We start from the raw sequence: 15,409 nt of genomic DNA, 5'->3' as shown, positions 1-15,409 counted from the left end.
AGCCCGAATGGTTCAATGTTTTTCGAAAAAAATTTCAAACCTTCTCCAAATCGCCCTCGACAAAAGAGAGCTTCAGCGCGTGAAACGGAAACTTGGCGGTTCCCTTCAGCTTCTTATCGTCGACCACGATGCGGCTACCCGCTCTTGTCAGAATCGGGGTGTCCCCGTTGGACTCCAGAATGCAATCACCTCCAATCCGGCTGAGCAGGCGCCCTGTGAAAGCCATGAGCTTCTCCGCCCAGTCCGGCTGATTCGGCAGGATGTCGAACCACAGGCTGAACCGGAGCGGCATGCCGTAATCCTCGCTTTTGAATATCAGTCCCTGTCCGCCTTCTTTGGCCGTCATGGTTGCCCAGTCGAATGAGATGACAAGCTCCTCCGCCGTATTTCGAATGACGTCCCCATCCCCGGCATGCAGCGTTACAAGCGTTGCGCTCAGTTCCTCGAACGATGAGCCTGTTCCCAAATATAAATTGTAAAACACCGAGATCCACTCCTATCTATTTTGGAAACCATCTCGTGATGGTCCCGTCTTTAACAACGAACAGCTCGTCAAGGCCCTCGATCGGCCAATCATCGAACTGCTTCATCAGCTTATCCATCGAGCCCGTGTAGTCGTCCAGATTCAGAACGATGCCGCCGGCCTGCCGCTCGGTTTTGCCAACAACCGTGGACCAGATATTCCGGACGTTGCCCGTATCAGGCGAATAACAGTCAAAGGCTTTGCCGTTGATCAGGAAATCGGGGTTGGACTCGGGCAGAATGCCGTGTCCGTTGCCGCCCTTCGTGCCGGGCAGCATTTCAACATCGTATCCTTGCGAGGCCAGCAGGTCGGCGGTTTCATTTTGCCGCATGATCGGCCGCGGATCATTGGGATCAGGCGTTTCATAGTTGCCTCGCGGCTCGCCGCCGGACGTAGTAGGCTCGGTCAAGCCGGACTCCTCCGGTTTGTTCTCCGGCGGATGATTTTCCCCGGATTTATTGTCGTCGGGTTTATTCTCATCGGGCTTATTCTCGTCCGGTCTATTCTCGTCAGGTCTGTTATCTTCCGGTTTATCGTTAGGCTTGTTTTCGCCGGGTTTAGTGTCTTCCGGCTTATCGTCCGGCTGCCGGTTCTCGGGCTCCGGCTTTCCGTTCGGAGTTTCTTCATGCCGGTCAGGCATGCCCGGCGTGTCGCCGTCCGGCTTTGGTTTGAGGCCGAGCTTCGATTGAATGGCGTCCAGCAAGCCCTTTGCCCTCGGTCCAAGCCGGTCAGACAGCCATCTCAGCCCTCTTCCTACCGGAATCCGGTCGAGAAGGAAGGCCGTGAGCCCTGCCAGCATATGCTGCGGTGAAAGCAGCTTCTTCGGATCGCGGATGTAGCTGGCAATGCTGTGCCCGCTTGATGCAATATCGAGTCCGGTCAAGGCAAGCCCGAGAGCCGGCCAGAACCCGACGAACATAAAGCCCAGGGCGAAGGCGCCGAGAACGATGGCTGCCTGCTCCCACCCGCTTAGGCGGTCCCACCAGTTCTGAAGCGAATCGAACAGGCAGGCGAAGCAGGCGGAATCCGGGGTCTGCATCATCTGAAATCCCGAGAAGACGCCTGCCACAAGCAGAAGAACGGCCAGGGCTCCGAGCAGCACCCCGTATTTTTGCAAATGCTCATGAACGGCAAGTTCCCGGCTCTTAGCCTCTTCATTCCCATATAGAAAGGAGAAGCCGAGCTCACGCCTTGCTCTGTAAAAGGCAAGGAGGTTTCCGAACCTTTTTCTGCTGCTGAACAGCGCAGTTATGGTGTGAAACAACTCGGAGAACGGATTAAGAATGGATTCCTGACCGTACCTAGGCAGGCGCTGCCTGACTTTATTCAAGTCGATGTAGTCCATGACCAAGCCGCCCGCCAGCATAATCAGGAACACGTCTTTGACCCGGTAGCCTTCCCCGGTCCATTCATGGACGGTCATGATCCAGTCCGGGAGCCGGTTTTGCCCGTTCCATGCCACATGATTCAATATGGCCCAGAGCAGCAGGATAACCGGAAACAGGTAGACCCACGGAGTCAGCTTATGGCGGAAACGGACGGCGAATCCGACGCCAAGGGAAATCACTGCGGTATGTAAGGGATGGCCTTCACTCATCATTAACGGAACAATGCTTTCCTCGAAGTATCCCGGAAATAGGGTAAACAGGTCCCAATGGATCGTTTTGCCGCCCAACAACGTTACGCTGTAGTCGTACTGCCGGGCAAGATAGCCGTCATTGACCCAGCGCCTGGAAAGCTCCTCGATAAGTTGGAAGCCGACGCCCGGGGCTGCGCCCAGGAGCACGTAATCGCTAAGGCTTAGCGCAGACGCCCTGCGGGAGAAGAACAGGAATGCCGCGAGCGGCAGCAGCTTCAGGGCTTCTTCCACGATCGGGGTGGCCACCGCCATGGACCAGGCATCCGATGTGCGGCCGCCAAAGATCAGGTGCAGCAGCTGAATCGTAAGATTCGTAAGCGGCACGACCAGAATTACCCCGGACAGCACCAACAGACTGACATGCTTCCACGGCAGCGTTTTGCTCCGGCAGAGCAGCCAGAACTGCAGCAGCACGTAGAATGACCAGAGGTACTGGACCATCATGAGACGGGAATCCCTAATAAAGATGAGGCTGATTAGGAGAAAGATCAAGGAAAGCCAGGAAAATGCGTAGTAAACCTTTACGACCAAAGGGTGCTTCGCGAGCCAGGCGCGCGCCGCTTCGTATACACTCTCCACCGCATCCCGAATGCGGGTTCGGACCATCGTGATGGACATCGTTACCATGCTCCCCTCCCGTGAATGACCAAGCTTTTGCGCGAGAATCGGCGCGGGTTCGGATGATTCTTTTTTCAATATTTTTACACATTCCCGGATTCGTGTGAACCAATATAAGGAAACTTCCCGAGCGGCCGTGCAAAAATGATGCCAACGTATGAGAAGCAGGGGTGCGGAAATACCCATATCCTTAATTCCGCCCATTTAACAAGCCGCGCAAAGGCTGCTCCCGAGCCCTTCACCAATTTTACTGCTCTACTTTCGCAAAAGCCTGTTTCACATTCTGGTCTCCGCCGGTTTGCCCATGATACGGGCATTCCGCCCAATCAGATCATCATGGATTCCGCAAGCGAAGTTCTCTATAATCTTATATAATGAAACCAGCACAGGCCTAAGGAGGAGTAGCATGAAGTTTCGCGTTTCCGCCGTGCAGTACCATCTGCACACGATCCAATCGTTTGTTGATTTCGCTCAGCAATCGGAGCATTACATACGGACAGCCGAGGAGTTTGAAGCTAATTTCGTGCTGTTTCCCGAGTTCTTCACAACCCAGCTGATGTCCATTGGAGACGACCAAGGCAAGGCATTATCGATCAATGATTTGCCGGATTTCACGGACCGCTATCTGGAGCTGTTCATCCGGCTTGCGAAGCAATATGACATGCATATTATCGGCGGCACGCATGTGATTCGCCGGGCAGGGAAGCTGTATAACGTGGCGCATCTGTTTTACCCGGACGGCCGCGTGGCCGAGCAGGCCAAGATCCATATCACCCCGTCGGAGGTTACCGGATGGAATATGGGGGCAGGCGAGGGGCTCGAGGTGTTCGAGACCGAGTATGGCACGATTGCCATGCTGACCTGCTATGATATCGAATTCCCCGAAATTGTGCGGATGGCGAAGGCCAAGGGCGCCGACGTCATTTTCTGTCCGTCCTGCACGGATGACCGGCACGGCTTCCATCGCGTCCGTTATACGAGCCACGCCCGTGCGATCGAGAATCAGGTCTATGTCGTATTGACCGGAACGGTCGGCTCGCTGCCGACGGTCGATTTGATGCGGGCCAATTTCGGCCAGGCGGCCATTATTACGCCGAATGACATTCCGTTTCCTCCGAAGGGACTGCTGGCGGAAGGCGAGCTGAACCACGATATGATTATTACGGCCGATCTGGATTTAGACCTGTTATATCAGGTCCGGGAGAAAGGTTCCGTTACGACGTGGCGCGACCGCCGTACGGATCTTTATCCGGATTGGGAGTAAACGGATCGCTACAAAACACGGAAAGGCAGGGGGCGGCATGAGCAGCTATTTTCAGCGGTTTTACGTATTTGACGGCGACCGGCCGGTACCGGTTGTCATTCGCGGCTATACGGCGGACGATTTCGACGAGCTGATCGTAATTCAATCCGAAACCTTCCCGCCGCCGTATCCATCCGAGCAGTGGTGGAACAAGGAACAGCTGACCCAGCATGTAACCCGGTTTCCCGAGGGCGCGTTATGCGTGGAGGCAGACGGGGTGCTGGCCGGATCGATTACCTCGCTGATCGTGGATTACGATCCTTCGGAGCCGGCTCATTCCTGGGCGGATACAACGGACAACGGGTATATCCGGACCCATAAACCGGACGGCAATACGCTTTATATCGCGGATATATGCGTGAGACCCCGGTTTCGTAAACTGGGGCTGGGCAAATGGCTGATCCAGTCGCTGTACCATGTGACCGTGCAGCGCGGACTGGACCGCCTGTTGGGCGGCGGCCGGATGCCGGGCTATCACAAGTATGCGGACAGGATGAGTGCCGAATCCTATCTGGAGGCGGTCGTCCAGGGGAAGCTGCATGACCCGGTGATTACGTTCCTGCTTCGCTGCGGGCGCACGCCGATCGGCGTCGCGGCCGATTATCTGGAGGATGAGGAGTCATGCAATTACGGGGCTTTGATGGAATGGCGCAATCCGTTTAAAGCTGTACGGGGCGGGCTTAATTGAAGTCTTCCATAGCTATGTTACGCACGGATGAAGAGTCATAATCTACGACCATTAATGAAGGGGGCTTTGCAGTCATGGAATATATTCGGATTACTAGTATCGAGGACCCGCTGTTTCGCAGCATGCACAATCTGATGAAAGAGGTGTTCCCGTCTGAGGAGGTGCTGGAATACGAGCTGTGGAAGGAGCCGCTTGAGGATCCCGGCATCCGCGTGTTTGTAGCGCTGCATGAAGGAGAAGTGGTCGGGACGACCGAGTACCGGTATTACGAGGATTGGAACGTGGCGATGACCGACTTTACGATCATCGGCCGGGAAGGACTCGGCATCGGCCGGTTCCTGGCGCAGCATCGTTTGAAGGACCTGCATGCCCTTGCGGCCGCCAACGGGAAAGAACTGCTGGGCATGTTCGCCGAAATCTATGATCCATATCGGGTCAGCGACTACGAATTCGGCGGAATCAAGCCGATGGATCCGTTTGTACGGCGCGAGGTGCTCTCGCATCTTGGCTACAAACGTACCGATATCGACTATGTTCACCCGTCCTGGAACAACGACGGAGAGGCGGTAACCGGCCTGGACTTCTGCTTCAAGCCGAGCGATGACAGCATGTCGGAGCTGCCTGCCGAGCTGATCGTGAATTTCCTGACGCGCTACTACGCCGTCCTGCCGGAAAAGCCGCAAGCATGGCTTGATATGGTGGCAAAGCTCAAGCAGCGGGAGAAGGTAGCGCTGCTGCCCCTGTAATTTATGGAAGCTTGGTTCCCTGGGGAACCAAGCTTTTTCTTATCCCTGCTTTTAGAACAGAAGGTCGGCCGGTAGCCTGATGCCGTGAGGGGCGGCATGGAAAATAAGCAGGCTTTTTGTCGCAAAGTATGGCGCAAACCCTGCATGAAGAAGTATAATTTCTGAAGTATTGTACCATCCTCATTTGAATTGCCGGCCCATACTGGATATATTAATACAATAGGTAGAAAAAAGAGGAGCGTATCATGAACGACCGAAAACAAGCGACCATCCGTCTTCAAAGTCTTCACGAAGGCGAGAATACGGTTCAGGAGCTACCGGCTGAGGTGATCTCCAAAGGGAAGGCCTTGTATGTCCGGTATATCGAACCGAAGATGGGACCGCATCAGGGAGAAACCCGGGCGATGCTGAAGCTGACCGAAGATGAGCTGAAGCTTATCCGCCACGGGGAAGTGGAATCTGAACAGACGTTCAGATTAGGACAGAGGTTGCCGGGATTTTACCGTTCTCCATTCACCTCGTTTAATCTGTCTACGCACACTCAGCGCCTGGAGCTTGCCGTGGAAGGTATGTCCGGACGCGCTGCATGGGTGTATGATCTATACGTGCTCGATGAGTTTTCGGGGCACTTTTCCATAAGTTTGACTATTCAGGAGGCTCATGAATCATGACATTGAATCCACTAGACCATATTAACGGGCTGGTCGCGGAAGCGGTGGCCGATGCCGCCGTCGCTGCCGGACTGGTATCCCGCGAGGAGCTTCCGGCAATTACGCTGGAGGTCCCTAAGGATAAATCGCATGGGGACTTGGCTACGAACGCAGCGATGCAGCTGACCCGGATCGCCAAGAAGAACCCGCGCCAGATTGCCGAGGCGATCCTGGAGCATTTGGATACGGCGAAAGCCTCGATTGAGAAGGCCGAGATTGCCGGGCCCGGTTTTATTAACTTTACCTTGAACAAAAGCTATCTTTACCCGGTCGTTGCCCTGGTTCACGAGCAAGGGGAGCGTTACGGACGTGTCGATATCGGCCAAGGCCGGAAGGTTCAAGTGGAGTTTGTCAGCGCCAACCCGACGGGCAGCCTCCATCTTGGACATGCCCGCGGAGCGGCAGTCGGCGACGCGCTGTGCAACGTGCTGGACTATGCGGGTTATGAAGTAACGCGGGAGTACTACATCAATGATGCAGGCAACCAGGTCGTCAATTTGTGCAAATCGCTGGAAGCGCGGTATTTGCAGGAGCTTGGCCAAGAGGCTGAAATGCCGGAGGACGGCTACCACGGCGAAGATATCAAGGGCTTTGCCAAAGAGCTTGTCGCAGAGAAGGGCGATTCTCTTCTGGCGATGAATCCCGGCGAACGGACCGCATTTTTCCGTCAATTCGGGCTTGAGAAGGAGCTCGACAAGATCAAGCGCGATTTGAATCGGTTCCGCGTGCATTTTGACGAATGGTTCAGCGAAACCTCGCTGTACGAGGACGGACTGGTGGAGAAGTCGCTTGAGGAGCTGAAGGCCAAGGGCGAAGCTTATGAGAAAGACGGAGCGGTCTGGCTGCGCACAACGGACTACGGGGATGACAAGGACCGGGTCCTGGTTAAAAATGACGGGACGTACACCTATCTGACGCCGGACATCGCCTACCACCGCAACAAATACGAGCGCGGCTATGACCGCATCATCAACATTTGGGGCGCTGACCACCACGGCTATATTCCCCGCATGAAGGCGGCCATGGAGGCGCTGGGCAACGATCCGGAAAAGCTGACGGTATTGATCGCGCAGATGGTCAGCCTGTTCCAGAACGGCGAGAAGGTGAAGATGTCCAAGCGTACCGGCAAAGCGGTCACGATGGAGGATCTGATGGATGAAGTAGGCGTGGATGCGATCCGCTACTTCTTCACGATGCGGAGCATGGACTCCCATCTCGATTTCGACATGGACCTGGCGGTTTCCACCTCCAATGAAAATCCGGTGTTCTACGTTCAATATGCGCATGCCCGCATTTGCAGCGTATTCCGCCAAGCGGAGGAGCAAGGGATTGCGCTCCTTCCGCTTTCCGAGGTTAACCTCGGCGTACTCACGGCGGAGCATGAATATGACATTTTGCGCAAAATCGGCGAGCTTCCACAAGAGGTGTCGGTTGCTGCCGAAAACTACGCGCCGCACCGGATCATCCGTTATGTATACGAGCTGGCTTCGCTGTTCCACAGCTATTATAAAGCCCAGCGCGTAATTACCGAGGATGCGGAGCAGACGCAGGCACGCCTTGCGCTGCTGGGAGCCGTGCGCACGGTTATCGCGAACGTGCTGCGCCTGGTCGGCGTATCGGCGCCGGAACGGATGTAGGATTCGACCATACGCATAATCATCGACAGCCGCTTATCCATGATGGAAAGCGGCTGTTTCTATAGGCAGCGGCGTACGGGAGCTATTCGATTCGGGCATGCCGAAGCGTTCTATAATTTCATGCCCTCGCGCAAAAACTTCAGGGCATTTACCTCTCCGTCGGAAGCGCTGAAGCCCTTCTTCAGTTTAAGAGGGGTGGAGGTGCGGCGCAGCAGGGACTTGACCGTCGCCTGTTTAAGGTCAGGCTTTTGGGCGAGGAGCAGTGCGATTGTTCCGCTGATATGCGATGTGGCCATGGAGGTGCCGCTCATCTCATGATATTTGCCTTGCAGCCACGTGGATACGATTTTGTCGCCGGGGGCGTAGATATCGACAAATTGCCCACGGTTGCTGAACGCGGGGATTTTGCGGTTCCGGTCGGTTGCTCCAACGGAAATGGTATGGAGGTAGCGGGCCGGGTAATCGGCCGTGCGGCGCTTGCCGTCATTTCCGGAGGATGCAACGATAATAAGGCCTGCCTGATTGGCCTTGCTGACGATATCAAGCAAGGTTCTGCTCCGGGTCTGCATGCCGAAGCTCATATTGATGATATTGACCTCGGCCCGGACACACCAGTCAATCGCCGTTATGATGTCCGATACAAAGGCCGACCCATTGTGATCAAAGGCTTTCACCGGGTAGACCACCGATCTGGGCGCAACGCCAATCATGCCTTGCGTGCTGTTCGCTGCAGCAATCGTGCCTGATATATGCGTGCCGTGCCCGTTGTCATCATATGGCGGGATGTTCCGGTTAACGAGATTGACCCCCTTGGTCAGGGAGTATCTCAAATCCGGGTGGGCGAAATCCACACCCGTATCAATAACGGCAATCTTGATCCGATGACCTGTTGAGATTGACCAGGTTTGCGGGGCTTTGATCTGTTTGATTCCCCATGGGATCCCGGTTAGCGTTCCAATGCTTCCCTGTATCGCTTGGATATGAACCTGGTGATCCTCCTCGATCATCAGCTCGTTCCGGAATTCCGCCTCAAGCTTTGCAGTTTGGGACGCCGGAGCGATGATGGTCCGGACAAGCGGCGAGAAGCTGACTGAACCGTCGAGGCGGCTTTTTCCGGTGAGTCGCTTCCATTCGCTGATGCACGCATGGTACAGCTTAGGGTCATGAAACGTCAGGAGCCGCCGGTTCTCTCCCCGGACGTTCCGCATAGGGTTCGTCTCCGCAAGTAGTGATTGCATGATCCGGGTGTAGTCCATGTGTGGCAATCTCCCTTCTCGATGAACCGTTGCTTCAGTATTGTATGAGCCGGGGAGGGAGCCCGAATGGGACGCAGCCCTTTTTCCGGGAAATAGGCCCTGTTTCGCGTGTCAAAGCGATAGGGCGAACATAAGATACATGGAGGGAGCCTGCAGAGGTTCTTTCATCTATCCCGTAAGGAGTCGATCCTAGGGGCGGATACAGTCGGAAGGCGGAGACGATGAGTCTCCGCCTTTTTCCATGCATAAGATGCCAACCGCATAAAAACTTGATTTTTATGTTTAAATAGGTTTTACTTAGTTTTGATAATGGATATGTTGAGGGTATAACGTGAAGATTGTGTGAGAGGAAGTGTGCGTTAGTGAGTAATCCGCTCAATTTAAAGATCGATCCGGAGAAGATCCAGGAAATCCCGATGGTTGACCTGGCTTTTATGGTTCTGAAGGCGGCCAATACGCCGTATTATTACCGTGACCTGATGAATGAGGTGGCCAAGCTTCGCGGCTTTACGGAAGAAGAGATTAACGAAACGATTGCCCAGTTATATACCGAGATCAATATAGACGGACGTTTCGCTTGCGTTGGAACGAATCTGTGGGGATTGAAGCGCTGGTATCCTCTGGAGCGCTCCGAGGATCCGATTGCGAACGCCAAGCGCCCTCGCATCATCAATGATGAAGACGATGACGACGATGACTTCACCGATGAAGAGGATACGTACAGCGTGGATGACGTCGAAGACGATTACGACAGCCTGGATGACGAAGATGACGATCTCTTCGCCGAGGACGACGATGCTGACGCTGACGTTGACGACGATGTCGTGATCGATGACGACGATTTGGACGATGAGGATGCCGAAGCGGAGGAAGAAGAGAATCTGGATGGCGAGGAATTCGAAGAGGAAGATCTGGATTAATCCGTGATCGAATACCTTGGAATATGACTTGCCGAGGCCAGTTTCAGCAGGTCGTGAACGGGATTGGGAAATAGGGGGATTTTAAGCCTGTTTCTTCCCTTGACAAGCAGACAAGGCACAGAGTAAACTATTGCTTGGGCTTATGATTGTGGATTAAAATATGTTTAATATAAAAGTGCCCCGTTACTACTCGGGGTCACTTTTTTTGTTTTTATGAGCAGGTGTAGGGGTGTCTTCGGAAGGAGGACGCATCCTTGCTCATAGGGATGTCTTCTACAAGACCTCATGATCGATCTGGATGTAGTCTTTGCAGAAGACAAGGATGAAGGTATCAGAACCTGTTCCTGCCCGAATACGCATGATCGGAAGATCTGTGTGCTTATCGTGGGCCGCCTGGATGGATTGCCCACGCGAAGAGGCGGGGACGGTTTGTAATAGGTCGGAGGTCAGCTCGCTCACCCTTAGGGAAGCGGGCCGTGCTTTTTGTTGGTCCCCTCTGATGAATCTGGGGAAAACGGGTTAGGATAAACATCATATGTCGCCTGAAGTTATGGAGATTATATAGGAGGGTTTTTAACAGTGACAAAGTATATTTTTGTAACAGGCGGGGTTGTATCATCTCTCGGGAAGGGAATTACCGCCGCTTCGCTCGGCCGATTGCTGAAGAACAGAGGACTCAAGGTAACGATTCAGAAGTTCGATCCGTACATTAATATAGATCCGGGCACGATGAGTCCCTATCAGCATGGCGAAGTATTCGTAACGGACGACGGTGCGGAAACCGACCTGGACCTCGGGCACTATGAGCGATTCATCGATATCAATCTGTCGAAGAACAGCAATGTTACGACAGGGAAAGTATATTCCTCGGTAATCAGCAAGGAGCGCCGCGGCGAATATTTGGGCGGTACGGTACAGGTCATTCCGCATATTACGAATGAAATCAAGGAGCGCGTATTCCGTGCAGGACGTGAAGCCGGCTCGGATGTGGTCATTACCGAAATCGGCGGTACGGTCGGCGATATCGAGAGCCTTCCGTTCCTTGAAGCGATCCGTCAGATCAAGAGTGATGTCGGCCGCGAGAACGTGATGTATATCCATGTAACCCTCATTCCATTTATTAAAGCTGCCGGCGAAGTGAAAACGAAGCCGACCCAGCATAGCGTGAAAGAGCTCCGCAGCATTGGCATTCAGCCGAATGTCATCGTATGCCGTACGGAGCATGAGCTTTCGACGGAGATGAAAGCCAAAATCGCGCTCTTCTGCGACATCGATCCGAACGCAGTTGTGGAATGCCGCGATGCGTCCTCTCTGTACGAGGTGCCGCTGAACTTGCGTGACGAGGGTCTTGACGAGATTGTCGTCAACCACTTGAAGCTGACTACGCCGGCGCCTGACATGAGTGAATGGGAGGCTCTGGTTGAGCGCGTATCCAAGCTGGAGAAGACGGTTGAGATTGCCATCGTGGGTAAATACGTGGCGCTTCATGATGCTTACCTCAGCGTGGTCGAATCTTTGTCGCATGCCGGATTCGATGCCAATGCCGAAGTGAAGATCCGCTGGGTGAATGCCGAGGAGATTACGGACGAGAACGTGGAAGAAGCTTTGAACGGAGTCGGGGGCATCCTCGTACCGGGCGGATTCGGCGATCGGGGGATCGAAGGCAAGATCAGCGCGATCCGGTATGCCCGTGAGCGCAACATTCCGTTCTTCGGCATCTGCCTTGGCATGCAGGTATCGGTAATCGAGTACGCCCGTTCCGTCTTGGGATTGCAGGGGGCGAACAGCTCCGAAATCGATCCGGCCACCGAATATCCGGTCATCGATCTTCTGCCGGAGCAGAAGGATGTCGAGGACTTGGGCGGAACGATGCGCCTCGGCTTGTATCCGTGCAAGCTGGCTCCGGGCTCGCTGGCCGAAGCCTGCTACAAGGACGAGCTGGTGTATGAGAGACATCGTCACCGGTATGAGTTCAACAACCAATACCGCGAGGACATTGAAAAGGCAGGATTGCGCATTTCCGGGACGTCGCCGGACGGACGTCTGGTCGAAATCGTGGAGATGCCGGGCCATCCTTGGTTCCTTGCCGTGCAATTCCATCCGGAATTCACATCGCGTCCGAACCGCCCTCAGCCGCTGTTCCGCGAATTCGTGAAAGCTTCGATTCAGCATCAGGTGTAATCGGCGAGCTATAGCAGACTGCGCCCATTCCAACGCATAATAGTCCCCTTTAAGCAGACCTTGAGGCGGTTTGCTTAAAGGGGATTTTTTATGCTGAGCAGGCATCATACCTTTTAACAGCAATGGGTATTTCTGTGTTTTGGCAGGGCATTATTTTCCAGAAATTTTTCGAAAGTAAGGAAGGATTTCGACTACAGCGGGCGAATACAGATAATGGTCGGTTTATGGGGCGTTAAGGGCTCTTAGATTTGCGTATCATCAATGCCATTTAAGGATCGGGAGGCTTTGAAGAATGAACGAACCAAGCAAACACAAAGTGTTGATCGTGGATGACCAGAACGGAATTCGGATTCTGCTAGTGGAAGTGTTCAGCAGCGAGGGATATGAAACGTTCCAGGCCGCCAACGGCAAGGCGGCTTTGGAGATCGTGAAGCTGCATGCGCCGGATTTGGTACTGCTCGATATGAAAATTCCGGGGATGGACGGGCTTGAGATTCTAAAGCATATTAAACAGATGAATCCGGATATCAAGGTCATCATGATGACGGCCTACGGCGAGCTGGATATGATTAAGGAAGCGACGGATCTCGGCGCGCTGATGCACTTTACGAAGCCCTTTGATATCGACGAGATGCGGCAGGCCGTCAATATGCAGCTGAAAGGCGCGGCGAACAAGATAGGTTAAGCTATGAATTCTGCTTCAATGGCGGAGTTCTTTTTTTTGCCAATATGTGATGCAGGGGATTCGGGAAATGCTTGTTTAGTATTTACGACGCGATGTGGTATAATATATGCGTATGTTATGTCGGCTTTAAACCATAGACAAACTAAGCATCTTTAGGAGGATGAAACCATGCCATTAGTATCAATGACAGATATGCTGAACAAAGCGCTCGAAGGCAAGTATGCTGTTGGTCAGTATAACATCAACAACCTTGAGTGGACTTACGCGATTCTGGAAGCGGCTGAGCAAGAGAAATCCCCGGTTATTCTCGGTGTTTCTGAAGGCGCAGCACGTTACATGGGCGGCTTCAGCACCGTTGTGCACATGGTTAAAGGTCTGATGGAAGACCTGAAAATCACGGTTCCAGTAGCGATTCATCTGGACCATGGATCCAGTGTCGAGAAATGTAAAGAAGCGATCGACGCGGGCTTCACTTCGGTCATGATCGATGATTCCCACAGCCCGATCGACACAAATATTGCAACAACGAAGCAAGTTGTCGAGTATGCTCATGCCAAGGGAGTATCCGTTGAGGCAGAAGTGGGCATGGTAGGCGGCCAAGAAGATGACGTAATCGGCGATGTTATGTACGCGAAGCTTGATGACTGCGTGCGCATCGTGAACGAGACGGGCATCGACACGCTGGCACCTGCGCTTGGCTCCGTACACGGACCATACAAAGGCGAACCAAACCTCGGTTTCAAAGAGATGGAGGAAATTCGCGATGCCGTGAAGCTTCCGCTCGTTCTTCATGGCGGAACAGGTATCCCGACGCATGATATCAAAAAAGCGATCTCGCTCGGTACTTCCAAAATCAACGTCAACACCGAGAACCAAATTTCGTTCACGAAAGTGGTTCGCGAAGTGCTCGCCGCTAAACCAGAAGCTTACGATCCTCGTACGTTCTTGAAGCCAGGCCGTGAAGCGATCAAAGAAACGGTTGTCGGCAAAATCCGCGAGTTCGGCTCCAACAACAAAGCTTAAATTCCATACCTATTCCGAATCCCTTATTGCCCTTGGCGGCTATAACAGTAGATTTGGAATCATCTAAGATATATGTTTAGGCTGTCTTATGCTGCACCTTGAATTGGAAAGGCACCGGTTTTCTTGCGGTGCACTTTCCTTTTCATTTACTTACGAACGACTGCCATCAGAACCATTTCCGGCTGCGAAGTGATGTAGGGGGACCCGAAAGCTTATGGAAAAATTGATGATCAGCGGTGGACGCCCACTGCGAGGCACAGTCACCATCAGCGGTGCCAAGAACAGTGCTATAGCGTTAATTCCTGCCGCAATCCTGGCGGATTCAGAAGTCATACTCGATAACTTGCCGCTGCTCAGCGACGTGGCGGTGTACGCCGAAATGCTGAGAGATATCGGCGGAGAGGTATCATGGGAAGGCAATCAGATGAGAATCGACCCTTCTGATATCAAGTCTATTCCGATGCCCAACGGACCCGTGAAGAAACTGCGCGCCTCCTATTATATGATGGGTGCTATGCTTGGAAGATTTAAAGAAGCCGTGATCGGCCTGCCGGGCGGCTGTAATTTTGAACCTCGCCCGATCGACCAGCACATCAAGGGGTTTGAAGCGCTTGGCGCAACCGTGACGAATGAGCACGGTTCCATTCATCTGCATGCCAAGGAGCTGCGGGGCGCTAAGATCTACCTGGATGTAAGCAGTGTCGGCGCGACGATTAATATCATGCTGGCGGCTGCCAAAGCCAAAGGCTCCACAATTATCGAAAATGCGGCCAAAGAGCCTGAAATCATAGATGTTGCTACCCTTCTAAACTCAATGGGAGCCGTCATTAAAGGCGCCGGAACGGAGACAATCCGGATTGAAGGCGTTACGGAAATGCACGGCTGCCGTCACTCGATTATCCCGGATCGGATTCAAGCCGGCACCTACATGATTGCCGCTGCCGCCACTCGCGGCGATGTTCTCATCGACAATGTTATTCCGAAGCATCTGGAAGCGTTAACCGCGAAGCTGATCGAGATGGGCGTCGGCATCGAGGAGCTGGATGAGAGCATCCGCGTAATCGGCAAAGACCGATACAATCACGTGGATGTTAAAGCCCTGATTTATCCCGGATTCGCAACAGATCTGCAGTCGCCGATGACCAGTCTGCTTACGCAAGCCGAGGGAGTCAGCGTTCTTAGTGATTTTGTATATAGCAACCGGTTCAAGCATGTGCCGGAACTGATTCGGATGGGCGCCAAGATTCGTGTGGAGGGACGCTCCGCGATTATCGAAGGAGGCCCGCTGAATGCAGCGAAGGTCAAAGCGACTGACCTCCGTGCCGGCGCGGCGTTGGTCATTGCCGGGCTTACGGTGCCGGAGGGCGTAACCGAGGTCAGCGGCGTACAATTTATTGACCGCGGCTACGACCATTTGGTCGAGAACCTCCGCATGCTCGGGGCCGACGTATGGCGCGAGACCGAAGAAGAATAATTTTCA

General features: G+C 53.6%; 13 protein-coding genes. 10 read left to right on the top strand and 3 right to left on the bottom strand.

What is annotated here, in order from left to right:
- Positions 1-34: 34 nt before the first annotated feature.
- Both NSQ46_RS29460 and NSQ46_RS29455 read right to left on the bottom strand, forming a co-directional pair.
- Entirely contained in the window at positions 35-484 is a 450-nt protein-coding gene (locus tag NSQ46_RS29460; protein ID WP_342575776.1) for a SitI3 family protein, read from the bottom strand.
- A 16-nt stretch (positions 485-500) separates the two neighbouring features.
- On the bottom strand, positions 501-2,789 hold the full coding sequence (locus tag NSQ46_RS29455) for a PrsW family glutamic-type intramembrane protease (RefSeq protein ID WP_342575774.1): 2,289 nt from the start codon (positions 2,787-2,789) through the stop codon (positions 501-503).
- Between the two features lie 397 nt (positions 2,790-3,186).
- Between NSQ46_RS29455 and NSQ46_RS29450 the strand changes: the two genes are divergently transcribed.
- The 5 genes from NSQ46_RS29450 to argS all read left to right on the top strand — a co-directional run bounded on the left by NSQ46_RS29450 (position 3,187) and on the right by argS (position 7,864).
- Positions 3,187-4,044 (top strand): carbon-nitrogen hydrolase family protein, encoded by an 858-nt coding sequence (locus NSQ46_RS29450; protein WP_342575771.1) that lies wholly within the window; start codon positions 3,187-3,189, stop codon positions 4,042-4,044.
- Positions 4,045-4,081: 37 nt separating this feature from the next.
- Positions 4,082-4,771 (top strand): GNAT family N-acetyltransferase, encoded by a 690-nt coding sequence (locus NSQ46_RS29445; protein ID WP_007133139.1) that lies wholly within the window; start codon positions 4,082-4,084, stop codon positions 4,769-4,771.
- 74 nt (positions 4,772-4,845) lie between these two features.
- Positions 4,846-5,517, top strand: coding sequence for a GNAT family N-acetyltransferase (locus NSQ46_RS29440; protein WP_342575770.1), 672 nt, complete (start codon positions 4,846-4,848; stop codon positions 5,515-5,517).
- 245 nt (positions 5,518-5,762) lie between these two features.
- Positions 5,763-6,188 carry a DUF1934 domain-containing protein gene (locus NSQ46_RS29435; protein ID WP_007133137.1) on the top strand — a complete coding sequence of 142 codons (426 nt, stop codon included), beginning with the start codon at positions 5,763-5,765 and terminating at the stop codon, positions 6,186-6,188.
- Positions 6,185-7,864 carry an arginine--tRNA ligase gene (argS, locus tag NSQ46_RS29430; RefSeq protein ID WP_210095567.1) on the top strand — a complete coding sequence of 560 codons (1,680 nt, stop codon included), beginning with the start codon at positions 6,185-6,187 and terminating at the stop codon, positions 7,862-7,864. The genes NSQ46_RS29435 and argS overlap by 4 nt, the downstream gene beginning before the upstream one ends.
- A 110-nt stretch (positions 7,865-7,974) precedes the next feature.
- Here argS and NSQ46_RS29425 read toward each other — a convergent pair whose 3' ends face one another.
- Entirely contained in the window at positions 7,975-9,120 is a 1,146-nt protein-coding gene (locus tag NSQ46_RS29425; RefSeq protein ID WP_342575767.1) for a S8 family peptidase, read from the bottom strand.
- A gap of 362 nt (positions 9,121-9,482) precedes the next feature.
- Between NSQ46_RS29425 and rpoE the strand changes: the two genes are divergently transcribed.
- From rpoE to NSQ46_RS29400, 5 genes are all read left to right on the top strand, one after another.
- Positions 9,483-10,040 carry a DNA-directed RNA polymerase subunit delta gene (gene rpoE / locus NSQ46_RS29420; protein WP_007133134.1) on the top strand — a complete coding sequence of 186 codons (558 nt, stop codon included), beginning with the start codon at positions 9,483-9,485 and terminating at the stop codon, positions 10,038-10,040.
- A gap of 579 nt (positions 10,041-10,619) precedes the next feature.
- Positions 10,620-12,221: a CTP synthase gene (locus NSQ46_RS29415; protein ID WP_007133133.1), complete on the top strand. Its 1,602-nt coding sequence runs from the start codon at positions 10,620-10,622 to the stop codon at positions 12,219-12,221.
- A 292-nt stretch (positions 12,222-12,513) separates the two neighbouring features.
- Positions 12,514-12,906 carry a response regulator gene (locus NSQ46_RS29410; RefSeq protein WP_007133132.1) on the top strand — a complete coding sequence of 131 codons (393 nt, stop codon included), beginning with the start codon at positions 12,514-12,516 and terminating at the stop codon, positions 12,904-12,906.
- A 168-nt stretch (positions 12,907-13,074) separates the two neighbouring features.
- Positions 13,075-13,929 (top strand): class II fructose-1,6-bisphosphate aldolase, encoded by an 855-nt coding sequence (fba, locus tag NSQ46_RS29405; protein ID WP_007133131.1) that lies wholly within the window; start codon positions 13,075-13,077, stop codon positions 13,927-13,929.
- A gap of 214 nt (positions 13,930-14,143) precedes the next feature.
- Entirely contained in the window at positions 14,144-15,403 is a 1,260-nt protein-coding gene (locus NSQ46_RS29400; protein ID WP_007133130.1) for a UDP-N-acetylglucosamine 1-carboxyvinyltransferase, read from the top strand.
- Positions 15,404-15,409: the final 6 nt, after the last annotated feature.

This window comes from Paenibacillus sp. FSL M8-0142 (assembly GCF_038597315.1).
In the GTDB taxonomy this organism is placed as follows: Bacteria; Bacillota; Bacilli; order Paenibacillales; family Paenibacillaceae; genus Paenibacillus_AQ; species Paenibacillus_AQ lactis.
This window is presented reverse-complemented; position numbering and strand designations above follow the sequence as displayed.